The organism is Hymenobacter aquaticus (assembly GCF_004765605.1).
Lineage (GTDB): Bacteria > Bacteroidota > Bacteroidia > Cytophagales > Hymenobacteraceae > Hymenobacter > Hymenobacter aquaticus.
This window is the reverse complement of the sequence record NZ_SRLC01000001.1, coordinates 1,301,460-1,314,700: the sequence shown is the minus strand read 5'-3', so window position 1 is coordinate 1,314,700 and position 13,241 is coordinate 1,301,460. Positions and strand designations below refer to the sequence as shown.

The 13,241-nt window shown below is 63.3% G+C and carries 10 protein-coding genes; 7 read left to right on the top strand and 3 right to left on the bottom strand.

Going from position 1 to position 13,241, the window contains the following annotated elements; translation table 11 throughout:
- Window positions 1-73: 73 nt before the first annotated feature.
- The 3 genes from E5K00_RS05330 to aroQ all read right to left on the bottom strand — a co-directional run bounded on the left by E5K00_RS05330 (window position 74) and on the right by aroQ (window position 2,662).
- Window positions 74-634, bottom strand: a complete 561-nt coding sequence (locus E5K00_RS05330) for a MarC family protein (RefSeq protein WP_135462220.1) — start codon at window positions 632-634, stop codon at window positions 74-76.
- Window positions 635-752: 118 nt separating this feature from the next.
- Window positions 753-1,817, bottom strand: a complete 1,065-nt coding sequence (locus E5K00_RS05325; protein ID WP_135462219.1) for an aminotransferase class V-fold PLP-dependent enzyme — start codon at window positions 1,815-1,817, stop codon at window positions 753-755.
- Between the two features lie 398 nt (window positions 1,818-2,215).
- On the bottom strand, window positions 2,216-2,662 hold the full coding sequence (gene aroQ / locus E5K00_RS05320; RefSeq protein ID WP_135462218.1) for a type II 3-dehydroquinate dehydratase: 447 nt from the start codon (window positions 2,660-2,662) through the stop codon (window positions 2,216-2,218).
- A 203-nt stretch (window positions 2,663-2,865) separates the two neighbouring features.
- Here aroQ and xerD point away from each other — a divergent pair, with 203 nt between their 5' ends.
- The 7 genes from xerD to E5K00_RS05285 all read left to right on the top strand — a co-directional run bounded on the left by xerD (window position 2,866) and on the right by E5K00_RS05285 (window position 13,207).
- Window positions 2,866-3,768 (top strand): site-specific tyrosine recombinase XerD, encoded by a 903-nt coding sequence (gene xerD, locus E5K00_RS05315; RefSeq protein ID WP_135462217.1) that lies wholly within the window; start codon window positions 2,866-2,868, stop codon window positions 3,766-3,768.
- 437 nt (window positions 3,769-4,205) lie between these two features.
- Window positions 4,206-5,966: a DUF6044 family protein gene (locus E5K00_RS05310; protein WP_135462216.1), complete on the top strand. Its 1,761-nt coding sequence runs from the start codon at window positions 4,206-4,208 to the stop codon at window positions 5,964-5,966.
- 24 nt (window positions 5,967-5,990) lie between these two features.
- On the top strand, window positions 5,991-8,981 hold the full coding sequence (locus E5K00_RS05305; RefSeq protein ID WP_135462215.1) for an FtsK/SpoIIIE family DNA translocase: 2,991 nt from the start codon (window positions 5,991-5,993) through the stop codon (window positions 8,979-8,981).
- Between the two features lie 108 nt (window positions 8,982-9,089).
- Window positions 9,090-9,734: a LolA family protein gene (locus E5K00_RS05300; RefSeq protein WP_135462214.1), complete on the top strand. Its 645-nt coding sequence runs from the start codon at window positions 9,090-9,092 to the stop codon at window positions 9,732-9,734.
- Window positions 9,735-9,903: 169 nt separating this feature from the next.
- On the top strand, window positions 9,904-11,205 hold the full coding sequence (locus E5K00_RS05295; protein ID WP_135462213.1) for a DUF2851 family protein: 1,302 nt from the start codon (window positions 9,904-9,906) through the stop codon (window positions 11,203-11,205).
- A 17-nt stretch (window positions 11,206-11,222) separates the two neighbouring features.
- Complete coding sequence (locus tag E5K00_RS05290; protein ID WP_135462212.1) at window positions 11,223-12,467, top strand: hypothetical protein; 1,245 nt, start codon at window positions 11,223-11,225, stop codon at window positions 12,465-12,467.
- Between the two features lie 107 nt (window positions 12,468-12,574).
- The gene (locus E5K00_RS05285) at window positions 12,575-13,207 is read left to right on the top strand and encodes a NeuD/PglB/VioB family sugar acetyltransferase (protein WP_135462211.1); all 633 of its coding nucleotides are present in this window, start codon (window positions 12,575-12,577) and stop codon (window positions 13,205-13,207) included.
- Window positions 13,208-13,241 lie beyond the last annotated feature (34 nt).

Genomic DNA, 13,241 nt, shown 5'->3' with positions numbered 1-13,241 from the left:
TGGAATGTGCTGAGGTGCTAATGGTCGTTCTGCATTAGCACCTCAGCACATTCCACCACATTAGCACATTGAATTAGAAGTTCGATTTAAACAGCTTGATGGCAATGGCCAGCAGGATGACGCCGAACACGCGGCGCAGGATGTCTTCGCCGGCTTTGCCGAGCTTGCGCTCAATCCAGGCCGAGCTTTTGAGCACGAGGAAGACGAAGACCAGGTTCAGGCCGATGCCCACCAGCACGTTGGGCAGGGAGTAGGCCGCCCGCAAGCTCAGTAGCGTCGTCATGGTGCCGGCGCCCACGATGATGGGAAACGCCAGGGGCACGATGGAGCCGGTGCGCGTCGTGGGGTCGTTCTTGAACAGCTCGATGCCCAGGATCATCTCCATGCCAATGAGGAAGATGATGATGGCCCCGGCCAGGGCAAACGACTGGTAGTCGACCCCAAACAGGGACAAGATGCTCTGGCCCAGAAACAGGAACACCACCATCAGCACGCCCGCCACCAGCGTGGCCTTCTCGGAGTGAATCTTGCCCTCGCGCTGCCGGATCTGAATGATAATCGGGATGGAGCCCAGAATGTCAATCACCGCAAACAGCGTGAGCGTAACCGAGAAGATTTCCTTGAGACTAAACATGGTGAGATGGTGATTTAGCGACTTAGTGAGTTTTATCGTGCTGTTGGCGCATTTTGCGCAAATGGCGCGATTTGAACGACAACTCACTGAGTCGCTAAATCACTAATTCACTAATTGATCAGGCGAATTCGCGGGCGAAGAACTGGACCAGCTGCTCGTAGGCCGCGTCGGGAATGGCGGGGAAGTTGGCGATGCGCAACGAGCCCGATTTCCAGGTGCCGTAGCCGTTGCCCAGCTGCAGGCCCTGCGCCAGGGCGCGGCGCTTCACCTCGTCGATGAGGGCGGGCGGGCCCTGCAAGCCGATGACGGTGGTGGAGCGGGTTTCGGGGTTCGTAACCAGCGGGGTGAGCTGGGTGGCCTGGTCGAAGTAGTCGTAGAGCTTGGTGGCGCGGTCAATCAGGTGCTGGTGCACGGCCTTGATGGGCTCCCGGTCGGTGAGCACCCGGCTCAGCAGGTAGATGCCGAGCACGTTGGGCGTGTGGGTGGTCTGGAAGTTGAGCATCTTCTCGTACTGGCTCACCAGGCTGTTGTAGTGGCTCCGCTCGTTGATCTGGCGGAAGCGCGCCACGGCCCTGGGCGACAACACCATGATGCCCAGGCCGGCGGGCAAGCCAAAGCACTTCTGCACCGAGCCAAACCAGATGTCGGCCTTGATGTACTTGAGCTGGATGCCGCCCAGGGAGGACGTGGCGTCCACGGCCAGCAGGGCGTTGCCGAGGCGGTTGTAGAGGTTCAGCACGAACCCGTCGCGCAGCTGGGTGGCGTTGCTGGTTTCGTTCTGGGTGATGCAGACCAGGTCGACCGAGTCGTCGGGCAGGGGCAGGGTATAGACTTCGGGCACTTCGTCGATGCCGAACTGCTGGCCGACGCTGTGGGGGCGCAGGGCCTTGGCGTACTCAAACCACTTTTCGCCGAAGGCCCCGCTGTAGAGGTGGAAGCTCTTGGTAGGCGTCAGGTCCTGGGCCAGCACCTCCCAGCACTCGGTGGCCGAGCTCAGGAAAAACACGGTGTAGTCCTGCGGAATGTTGAGCTTGGTTTTCAGGTCGGCCACGGTCTGGCGCATCAGGCCCGTGAACCGCTCGCCGCGGTGCGGGGCCGAGAGCCAGCCCTCGTCGAAAGCATCCTGCAAGTAGCCGCGCAGCTCAGGATACACCTGCGACGGGCCGGGGTTGAATGTATACATAGGTGGAAAAGGCTAAGGGAAGAGCCGCAAAGGTAATTTTTATAATGTGCTGATGTGCGAATGTGGGGGAATGTGCTAATGGGGAATGTGGGAAATGTGGGAAATGTGCGGAATGTGAGAAATGGGCGGAATATGTCATGGCGGGCAACGCGAAGCACCCGAAGGACAGCGTAGCGAATCCGTCCTCTGCAAGGTAGAAAGCTCTCTTCAGTGAAAAGCCCCAACGCCTGAGCAGACGTTAGGGCTTTCTGGGGAAAGGCGGTGACTACCTGCGCAGCGCACGGATTGCCGCCGCTTGAGGCGCGGAATGGCTTGCAGCCTCGCCATGACACATTCCGCCCATTTCGCACATTCTCCACATTAAGAATTAGCACTTCAGCACATTAATCATTAGCACATTAAACTTTAAAGCCCACGCGCTTGGGGCGCATGTTGTCGAAGTAGTGCAGGGCCAGGCGGTAGCTCTCCAGCTTGAAGCCGCTGATGCTGCCGAGGCAGTTTTTGCCGATCAGGCTTTTGTGGCGGATTTCCTCGCGGGCGGCCACGTTGGAGAGGTGCACTTCCACTACGGGCACGTTGATGGCGGCCAGCGCGTCGGCCAGGGCCAGGCTGGTGTGGGTGTAGGCCCCGGCGTTGAGCACGATGCCGTGGTAGGAGAAGCCCACCTCATGAATCTTGTCGATCAGCTCGCCCTCGTGGTTGCTCTGGAAGTACTCCAGGGTGAAGTCGGGGAAGGCGGCGCGCAGTTCGGGCAGGTAGTCGTCGAAGGAGCGGGAGCCGTAGATGCCCGGCTCGCGGCGGCCCAGCAGGTTCAGGTTGGGGCCGTTGATGATGAGGATTTGCATGAATTGGGGTTCTGGTAACGTGGGACTCAAAGATATGGAACTGTCATTCTGAGCCGAGCGAAGGACCTTATCACGTTAAAAACGAGTCGTTGTTACGCCGGCCGTTCTCATCCCATAAGGTCCTTCGCTCGGCGTACGCCAGATGAAGGAGGACAGACGTACTACCTTTGTCTGCGCATCCAACACCCTCCATTCCCGCCCGCATGTCCACCTGGTCCATCAGCATCAAACAGTTCGAAGGCTACCTCCAGCTGGAAAAGTCGCTTTCCGCCAATTCGGTGGAAGCCTACGTGCGCGACATCGGCAAGCTGCGCCAGTACCTGGAAATCTCGAAGCTGCCGGCCTCGCCGGCCCAGGTTACCACCCGCATCCTGCGCGACTTCCTGGCCTGGCTCGGCGAACTGGGCATGAGCGCCACCTCCCAGGCCCGCACCCTGTCGGGCATCAAGGCCTTCTACAGCTTTATGATCATGGAGGACTTGCTCACCCTGGACCCCACCGACACGCTGGAAGCACCCAAAACCGGCCGCAAGCTGCCCGACACGCTCAGCTACGAGGAAATCACGCGGGTGCTGGAGGCCGTGGATATGAGCACCAACGAGGGCACCCGCAACCGGGCCATTCTGGAAACCCTGTACGCCTCGGGCCTGCGCGTGTCGGAGCTGACCGAGCTGCGCCTGTCCAACCTCTACGCCGACCAGGGCTTCGTGCGCGTCACGGGCAAGGGCAACAAGGAGCGGCTGGTGCCCATCGGCCGCGACGCGCTGAAGCACATCGGCTTCTATATCAGCGGGGTGCGCTGCCACCTCGAGATTGAGCCCGGCCACGAGGATTTCGTGTTTCTGAACCGGCGCGGCACCAAGCTTTCCCGGGTCATGATTTTCAACATTATCAAGGACGTGGTCGATAAGGCCGGCATTGGCAAGGTCGTCAGCCCGCACACGTTCCGCCACAGCTTTGCCACCCACCTCATCGAGGGCGGGGCCGACCTGCGGGCCGTGCAGGAAATGCTGGGCCACGAGAGCATCACCACCACCGAAATCTACACCCACCTCGACCGGGACTACCTGCGCCAGATCATCACCGAGTTTCACCCCCGCAGCTAGCGGCCCGGCTTCCCGGCCGCGGAACTGCTTCTGCGTTGGAGTCAGCCGCTTCTTTGTTCGTCCCAGGTGCCTCTCCGTTCGTCTGGGTGCTTCTGCGTCCGTTTCGGGTGCTTCTCCGTTCGCCTGGGTTGCTTCTATGTTCGTTTCGGGCGCTTCTACGTTCGTTCCGGGTGCTTCTACGTTCGTTTCGGGCGCTTCTACGTTCGTCTGGGTTGCTTCTACGTTCGTCTGGGCGCTTCTCCGTTCGTCTGGGTTGCTTCTACGTTCGTCTGGGCGCTTCTCCGTTCGTTTCGGGTGCCGAGCAGACCGTTTGGGTGCGGCTGGCCTCCTTAGTTGCGGGCGAACAGCCGGGTAGGGGGAGCGGGGGGGGCGGGCGCGAAGCTCCCGGCGCGAAAAGGCCGGGGCAAGCCGTATGTTTGCCGGCCCTTTCTGCCTGTATGCGCGCACCTCATCGTCTTCTTCCCCCCCTGGGCTGGGCTTTGCTGGCCCTGCTGCTGTTTCTGCTGCCGTTTCTGCTGCTGCGGGAGCAGAGCTACGTGACCATCGACGACAACCTCGACGCCGAGCTGTCGATTCCCTACCTGCTCACCCGCCACCACGTCGCCCTCGATTACCGCCCCGAGGCTGTGGTGCCGGCCATTATGAACGGGCTGCCGCGCAACGCCCTGCGCCCGGGCCTGAGCCTGACGGTGCTGCTGTTTGGCCTGCTCGAGCCGCTGCCGGCCTACCTCGTGCAGCAGGCCCTGGTGCGGGTGCTGGCCCTGCTGGGCATGTACGTGCTGCTGCGCCGCCACCTGCTGCCGGCGCGCCGCCCGCTGGCGGCAGCCCTGAGTCTGGCCTGGGCCGTGCTGCCCTTCTACTCCATGTACGGCCTCACGGTGCTGGGCCAGCCCTGGCTGCTCCATGCTTTCCTGAACCTGCGCCGCGGCTCCGCCCGCTGGCCCGACTGGCTGCTGATTGCCGCCTTCCCGCTGTGGTCGATGTTCGTGTTCGTGGGGCCGTTCGTGGTGGCCGGCATCGGGGCGCTGCTGTTAGCCGACGTCGTGCGCGGCCGGCGCTGGTCGTGGCCGGTGGTGGGCGGACTGGGGCTGCTGGTGGCCATGTACCTGGTCGTGGAGTACCCGCTGTTCTACTCGCTGCTGCTGGCCCGGCAGTTTGTGCCCCACCGCCTGGAATTTGACTTAAGCCAGCTAAGTCCGCAGGGGGTAGGGGTGGGGCTGAAGGCTACGGCGCAGTACTTCTTCATGGGTCAGTACCACGCCAGCCGTTTCTTCCACGGGGTCATCTTGCTCGCCATTGCGGCAGCCTGCTGCTGGCCGGGCGGCTCGGGGCGGGCGTATCGGGGCACCCTGCTCGGGCTGCTGGGCGTGCTGGTGGCGGTGGCCTTGTTCTGCGGTTTCTACCCCCAGCTGGTAGGGCAGGTGCAGGAAGCCGTGCCCGCCCTGCGCACCTTCAACCTAAGCCGCTTTCACTTCCTGACTCCGCTGCTGTGGTTTGTGCTGCTGGCCTGGAGCCTGCAAGCCTTACCGCAGCCTAAGCTGGTTATGGCCCTGGTTGTCATGCAGCTAATGGTGGGCCTGGCCATGAACACGGAGTGGGTCAACAACCTGCGCCAGCTGGCGGGCCGCCTGCCGGCCACCGAGCCCAGCTACCACGCCTACGTAGCCCCGGGCCTCTTCGCCCAGGTGCGGCAAGTCATTGAGCGGCAAACCGGGCTGGTGCCGGCCCGCTACCGGGTGGCCTGCCTGGGTTTGCCCCCGGCCGTGGCCCAGCTCAACGGCTTCTACACCCTCGACAGCTACCAGAACAACTACCCGCTGCCCTACAAGCACGCCTTCCGGCCCCTCATTGCCGGCGAGCTGGCCAAGAGCCCCCCGCTGCGGGCCTACTTCGACGCCTGGGGCAACCGGTGCTACCTGTTTTCGGCCGAGCTGGGCAAGAATTTTCGCGTGGGCGCGTTTCCCGGGCGGGTAGTGCAGGATTTCGCCTTTAACGCCGCCGCCTTCCGGCACCTCGGCGGCCGTTACGTGCTGGCTGCCGCCCGGTTAGCGCAGCCGGCCCGCAGCGGTTTGGTTCTGCGCCACGATTTTTCGGCTAGGAACGCGTACTGGCACCTGTATCTTTACGAAGTGCAGCCGCAAGCAACCCCCGGCGGCCCGGGCCCCGGCGGGGCCGCAAAAACCGTCAAAATTCCCTAGATTTGGCCTTTTAGTGCGTCATAGATGGCAAAAAATACGTACAAGCAGAACCCTCCGGCGGCCCCTGGCCGGGGCAATGAGCCCCGGCCGGCGCGCAACCAGGCCCGGCCCGCCGCCGAGCCGGCCCGGGAGCCGCGCCCCAGCGCGCCCAAAGCCGCGCCCAAAGCGTCTCCCCGCGGCGTAAAGCTGCCTTCCATGAAGCTGGGCAACCCGTTTGCCTTCCTGCGCGACCGGCGCTTCCAGCTGTTTCTGGGCTTTTTCTTCCTGCTCAGCTCGATTTACCTGACCATTGCCTTCGTCTCGTTCCTGTTTACCGGGCACGCCGACCAGAGCGTGGTGGAGGGCCTGAGCAGCACGCCGGTGAAGGAGGCCGGGCAGGAATCGGGCAACTGGCTGGGGCTGGTGGGCGCCATGCTGGCCCAATTGCTGATTTACAAGGGCTTCGGCGTGGCGGCCTTCGCCGTAATTCCCATCGTGTTTTTCCTGGGCTACAAAATCGTGTTTCGGCGCGCCGATGTGTCGCTGAGCTACGTGCTGGCCTTGTGTCTGTTCTCGATGATCTGGCTGAGCATGCTGCTGGGCTACGTGGTTTTGTCCTTGGAAGCCCCCGACGCCGACTCCGGCCTGGCCCATAGCCTCGACTTTCTGAGCGGCGGCATCGGCTACGAAGCGGCCCTGTGGCTCGACAGCCTCATCGGTTGGGGCACCGTGCTGCTGCTGGCCTTCCTGCTGATTTCCTTCGTGGTGTACTTCTTCAACGTGACCAGCCTGAACCTGCGCCGCAGCGAGGCCGACGATGAGGACGAGCCGGCCGTAGCCCCCGCAAGCGGCAACCAGCCGTTCAGAACAGCGGCTGCTTCCGCCGCCCCCGCCGCGGCCTTCGAAGACGAGGAAGAAGAGGAGCCCGCCCCGGAAATGACCCTGCGTCACGTGGGGCCCGTGGCTTCGCCCGCCGTGGCGGCGGCGGCGGCCCGCGCAGTTACCCTGGCCCCGGAGCCGGAAGACGAGCCCGGGTTTGCCGACGAGGACGAAGAGGAAGCGCCCTTCAGCACCGGCCCGGTCACGGCATCCGGCCCGGCCTTCAGCATTGCCGCTCCCGATCCGGCTCCGGCCCTGGCCGCCAGCGCCGCCGCTGTCCCACTGACCGTAGCGCCGGTGGTGGCGGCCAGCCTGGCCAGCGCCTCGGCTACCGTGGCGGCAGCCGGCGCGGCTCTGAGTGCCGCCCCCAAAGGCCCGAGCTTCTCCTTTGAAACGCCCACCGACCCCGAGCCGCTGAGCGTGGCCCCGTCGAGCATTCCCACGCCCTTGTCGATGGCTGACCTGGCCGGCGACGACGACGCGCCCCTGCCGGCCTCGCTGCCGCTGCCGGCTCCGCGCGAAACGGCCGGTCCGGCCCTGCAAATCGAGAGCAAGCCCGGCGAGCTGGACCCCGCCGCCGGCGCCGACATGGCCGCCATTGCCGACGACGACGAGGACATGGACACCATGCCCGCCGTCAACTACGACCCCACGCTGGACCTCTCGCGCTACCAGTACCCCACCCTGGAGCTGCTCAACGACTACGGCGTGGCCAAAGCCCAGGTGAGCAAAGAGGAGCTGGAAGCCAACAAGGACCGCATCGTCGAAACCCTGGGGCACTACGGCATCAACATCGCCAGCATCAAGGCCACCATCGGGCCCACGGTCACGCTCTACGAAATCGTGCCCGACGCCGGGGTGCGCATCAGCAAGATCAAGAGCCTGGAAGACGATATTGCTTTGAGCCTGGCCGCGTTGGGCATCCGTATCATCGCGCCCATTCCGGGCAAGGGCACCATCGGTATTGAGGTGCCGAACACGAAGAAGGAGATGGTGAGCATCCGCTCGGTATTCGCCACCGACAAGTTCATCAACACCGAAATGGACTTGCCGATTTCCTTCGGCCGCACCATTACCAACGAGGTCTTCGTGGTCGATTTGGCCAAAATGCCTCACCTGCTCATGGCCGGCGCCACGGGTCAGGGTAAGTCGGTGGGTTTGAACGTTATTCTGGCCTCGCTGCTCTACAAGCGTCACCCCGCCCAGCTCAAGTTCGTGCTCGTCGACCCCAAAAAGGTGGAATTGAGCATCTTCAACAAGATTGAGCGTCACTTCCTGGCCAAGCTGCCCGACACCGAGGAGGCCATCATCACCGACACCAAGAAGGTGGTGAACACGCTCAACTCGCTGTGCATGGAGATGGACAAGCGTTACGACCTGCTCAAGGACGCGGGCTGCCGCAACCTGAAGGAGTACAACCGCAAGTTCATCGAGCGGCGGCTCAACCCCAAGAAGGGCCACCGCTTCATGCCCTTCATCGTGCTGGTTATCGACGAGCTGGCCGACCTGATGATGACGGCCGGCAAGGAAGTCGAGACGCCCATTGCCCGCCTGGCCCAGCTGGCCCGGGCCATCGGCATTCACCTGATTGTGGCCACCCAGCGCCCATCGGTGAACGTTATTACCGGCATCATCAAGGCCAACTTTCCCTGCCGGATTTCCTTCAAGGTAACCTCCAAGATTGATTCCCGTACCATCCTCGACGCCGGCGGCGCCGACCAGCTCGTGGGCCAGGGCGACATGCTTATTTCCCAGGGTTCCGACATTATCCGCGTGCAGTGCGCCTTTATTGATACGCCCGAGGTGGACCGCCTCTGCGACTTTATCGGCGAGCAGCAGGGCTACCCCGACGCTTACCTGCTGCCCGAAGTGGCCGGGGAAAGCGGCGGGGGCAACGGCGGCGACGAAGACTTCGACGCCGCCTCCCGCGACAGTATGTTCGAGGAAGCCGCCCGCGTCATCGTTACCCACCAGCAGGGCAGCACCTCTTTGTTGCAGCGCCGCCTGAAGCTGGGCTACAACCGCGCCGGCCGCCTGATCGACCAGCTCGAGCACGCCGGTATCGTGGGGCCCTTCGAGGGCAGCAAGGCCCGGGAGGTATTAATTCCGGACGAATACAGTTTGGAACAGTTGTTGAATACCCTGCCCAAAAGTTAGCTACCAGTGCGACAAAAGCGGTTCTTTCCGGGTTATACTCTTGACGACCCGCTTAAACCTGCTTGCCCCGCCACTATCTAACGCCCCTCAAGACACCATCCTTCCCTAATGAAAAAAGTACTCGCCCTGCTCGCCCTTTCGGTTACGCTGTCCCACGCGGCCAGCGCCCAGCAGGACCCCAAAGCCGGCAAGATTCTGGATCAGATGAGCGCCAAGTATCAGGCGCTGAAAGGGTTCAAGGCCAACTTCACCCAGACCCTGGAAAACGACGCGGCCAAAGTGAAAGAAAACCTGACCGGCGACATCACCGTCAGCGGTCAGAAGTTTCGCCTCAAGCTCAACGGTCAGGAAGTCATCAACAACGGCCAGACCATGTGGACCTACATGAAGGCCGAAAACGAGGTGAATATCTCCGATTTCGACCCCGAGGAGCAGGAAGTGTCGCCCACGCAGATCTTCACGCTCTACAAAAAAGGCTACAAATACAGCTACGTCCAGGAAACCAAGGAAGCCGGCGAGGCCTGCGACGTCATCGAATTGTCGCCCGAAAACAAGGACAACCCCGTCTTCAAAGTGCGCCTGACGGTGAGCAAGGTGGATAAGTCGGTGAAAAGCTGGAAGATGTTCAAGAAGAACGGCAACCGCTACACCTACACCATCCGCAAGTTCCAGCCCAACCCCCCGCTGGACGCCACCACCTTCAACTTCGACAAGACGAAGTACAAAGGCGTCAAGGTCATCGACCTGCGCTAAGCTCGTCAGTCTGCCGAAATGTCCGGCCCGCTTCTGCCTCGCGCAGGGGCGGGCCGGTTTGCGTTTGGATAAATTATCCCCCCGATTTTCTGGCAAGCCTACCGGAGTCTTTGGGGAATGAGTACTTTCCCTGACGAAATTTTATTCTAGCGTATTCTATCGGGTTTTTATGAAAGAAGATTTCCTCCACTACGTCTGGCAGCACCAGTATTTTGATAAAGCCGACCTGCAAACCGAAGAAGGAGAGGCTATAACCGTGCTGCGCCCCGGCCACCGCAACGCCGATGCCGGCCCCGACTTTCTGGATGCCCGCCTGCAGATCGGCGAGGTGGAGTGGAACGGGGCCGTGGAAATCCATCTGCGCGCCTCCGACTGGCTGCGCCATCAGCACCAGACCGATAAAAAGTACGACCAGGTAGTGCTGCACGTCGTCTATACCGCCGACCAGGATATTCAGCGTACCAACGGCTCCCGGATTCCGGCCCTGGCCCTGGCACCCCGCCTCGATTTGGGGCTGATCCACGCTTACGTCAACCTGGTGGAGCAGGCGGCCACGCCGCAGCTGCCCTGCGCTCCGCTGCTGCCCCAGGTGCCGGTTATTACTCGTACGATGATGGTGGAGCGGGCCCTGCTGGAGCGGGTAGAGCAGAAAGCCGACGCCGTGGCCACCTTGCACGAGCAGCTGGGCCAAGACTGGGAAGCTACGGCCTACCACGCGCTGGCGGCGGGCTTTGGGTTCAAGAAAAACACCGAGCCCCTGGCGCGGCTGGCCAAAGCCCTGCCGCTGGCCGTGGTGCGCCGCCACCGCCATGAAGTACGGCAGTTGGAAGCCCTGGTGTTTGGGCAGGCGGGCTTTCTGGCCGAGGCCGAGGTTACGGCCGACGACGAGTATATCCAGGCGCTGCGGCGCGAGTACGAGTTTCTGCGCCACAAATATCAGCTGGCCGACGCGGCACTGGCCGCGCACGACTGGAATTTCCTGCGGCTGCGGCCCGCCAACTTTCCCACCGTGCGCCTGGCCCAGTTGGTAGCCCTGCTGCATGCCCGGCCCGTGCTGTTCAGCGCCCTGCTCGCGGCCCCCGACGTTCGGGCGCTGGAGCAGTTCTTCCGCGCGCCGGTGCCCGAGTATTGGCGCGGGCACTACCAGCCGGGACGGGCCGGCAAAGTGCCCGCGCTTGGCCGCAGCAGCGTACATTTGCTCGTGGCCAACGTGGCCGTGCCCCTGCGCGTGGCCTACGCCCGCTCCGTGGGGCAGCCCGAACTCATCGAATCTGCCGTGGCCCTGCTCGAACACCTGCCCGCCGAACACAACCACCTCACGGAGCTCTACGCCACCGTGGGCTTCGAGCACCGCTCCGCCGCCGATTCGCAGGGCCTGCTCTCGTTGAGCCGGGCCTACTGCCAGCCCCGGCAGTGCTTGCGCTGCGCCATCGGGAGCCACATTCTGCGCCAAAACGTGGTGGTCGGGTGAGGCTGCTGGTTGCGCTTGTGCTGAACGGCCTGCTGCTGGGCGGCCTCGTGCTCTGGGGTCGGCGGCAGTACCAGGTGCCGGGACTGGGGCGGTGGCTGCTGCCGTTGCTGGCCCTGAAACTGGTGGCCGGCGCGGCGGCCTGCTACCTGCTGTCGGAAGACGGGGCCTACTACCAGCGCTGGGGCCTGGCCCTGACCGAGCAGCTGTGGGAGCGGCCCGGCAAGTGGCTGCAAACCCTGGCCGGCGACTATTTCTGGCACGGGGGAGCAAGCCTGACGTTTCACGGCTACTCCAACTCCTTTTTCCTGATCAAGCTGCTCTCCGGGCTGAATCTGGCTTCCCGGGGTAGCCTGCTGCTGAACGGGCTTTACTTATCCGTGTTCTGCTTTGTCGGGAGCTGGGAGCTGACTGCCGCCGTGGCCCGCGCCCTTCCGGCTACCCCGCGCGGGGCCCCGCTGGTGGCTTTTTTGCTCTGGCCCACGGTGGTTTACTGGACGGCCGGGCTGACCAAAGAATGCCTGCTGCTGGGCAGTGGGGCGTGGCTGCTGGCCCTGGTCGTGCGCTGGCTCTACGGTGCCGAAGCGCCCCGGCCGGCTACCCTCGCCGGGGCCGTGGCGCTGGCGGTGTTGCAGTTTAAGATGCGGTTTTTCTTTGCCGCCCTGCTGTTTGCCGCGCTGGCCGGGCTGGCGGTTATCCGGCTAACTCAGCACCTGGGCGGGGCCCGGCGGCGCTGGGTGCAGGCGGCCTTATTTGCCGCTACGCTCAGCGTGGGCGGCTGGGGGGCCAGTGAAATCAGCCCGGTATTTCGCCTGAATAAGTTTACCAACCAGCTGATTCGCATCAACTCCGACCTGCTGGCCGGCGCCCAGGCCCGGCCGCACATCGAGTACGAGCACCTGGCACCCACCGTGGAAAGCATGCTCCGCAACGCGCCCCAGGCCATTGGTAGTGCCCTGCTGCGGCCCATGCCCTGGGAAGACGCCGCGCCGCTGTACGTGGGCGCGGGCCTGGAAAACCTCTTGCTGCTGGCCGTTCTGGGCGCGTTGGGCGTGGCCCTGTGGCGGCGGCAGCCAGGGCAGCTGCCGTTTGCCCTGGTGCTGGCCCTGGGCTTCTACTGCCTGGCCCTGGCCGCCCTGCTGGGCCTGAGCACGCCCAACCTCGGCACGCTGAGCCGCTACCGCTCGGCCTTGCTGCCCTATTTGCTGCTGCTGGCCCTGCAACACGACGTGGCCGCCCGCTGGCTGCGGCGCATCGGCCTCTAGCGCCGGCGGGCACGGCTTTTCGTGGGGGCTTGTTGCAGGCCCCGAGCCGTTGTATCTTTGCGGTTTGGTTTAAAAGCACAGCCGCCCGTCGGCTTTCATTTGTCTGCATGGAAAATCCTGTCATTATTCTGGGGGCGCAAAGCCTCGGCACCACGGCCCTCGATGCCTTTACCAGCAATGATGTAGTGGTCTACTGCCTGCTCGACGACGATGCCAAACTCCAGAACTCGGAGCTGAACAACGTGGCCGTGATGGGCAACACCGACGACAAGGAGTTGCTCAAGCTCCTGGGCAAGAAGTGCGAAGTATTCGTGGCTACCGAAGACACCGCCAGCCGCCGCAGCCTGACCAACATGCTGCGCGACGAGTACGAAGTGGTGCCCGTCAACGCCATTCACGCCCGCGCCAGCGTGGCCGAGCACGCCTGGCTGGGCCACGGCAACCTGATCAGCGCCGGGGCGGTGGTAGCCAGCAACGCCAAGCTCGGCAACGGCTGCCTGATCGGGGCCAACGCCGTGGTGGAAGTAGGAGCCGAACTGGCCGACTACGTCCAGATCGGGGCCGGGGCCATCATCAACCCGGGAGCCAAAATTGAGGAGCAGGCGTTTATCGGCTCGGGCGCCATCGTGGTGGCCGGCGTCAAGATTGGCGCCAAGGCCCGCGTAGGGGCCGGCTCGGTGGTGGTGGCCGATGTGCCCGCCAACCAAACCGTCTTTGGCAACCCCGCTCAGAAGGTATAATTCTGAATTTTGAATTATGAATGCTGAATTATTC

Bases quoted from the DNA above. Each gene is read 5' to 3' on its own strand.
- E5K00_RS05330 (WP_135462220.1), bottom strand. From the start codon at position 634: ATGTTTAGTCTCAAGGAAATCTTCTCGGTTACGCTCACGCTGTTTGCG.
- E5K00_RS05325 (WP_135462219.1), bottom strand. From the start codon at position 1,817: ATGTATACATTCAACCCCGGCCCGTCGCAGGTGTATCCTGAGCTGCGC.
- aroQ (WP_135462218.1), bottom strand. From the start codon at position 2,662: ATGCAAATCCTCATCATCAACGGCCCCAACCTGAACCTGCTGGGCCGC.
- xerD (WP_135462217.1), top strand. From the start codon at position 2,866: ATGTCCACCTGGTCCATCAGCATCAAACAGTTCGAAGGCTACCTCCAG.
- E5K00_RS05310 (WP_135462216.1), top strand. From the start codon at position 4,206: ATGCGCGCACCTCATCGTCTTCTTCCCCCCCTGGGCTGGGCTTTGCTG.
- E5K00_RS05305 (WP_135462215.1), top strand. From the start codon at position 5,991: ATGGCAAAAAATACGTACAAGCAGAACCCTCCGGCGGCCCCTGGCCGG.
- E5K00_RS05300 (WP_135462214.1), top strand. From the start codon at position 9,090: ATGAAAAAAGTACTCGCCCTGCTCGCCCTTTCGGTTACGCTGTCCCAC.
- E5K00_RS05295 (WP_135462213.1), top strand. From the start codon at position 9,904: ATGAAAGAAGATTTCCTCCACTACGTCTGGCAGCACCAGTATTTTGAT.
- E5K00_RS05285 (WP_135462211.1), top strand. From the start codon at position 12,575: ATGGAAAATCCTGTCATTATTCTGGGGGCGCAAAGCCTCGGCACCACG.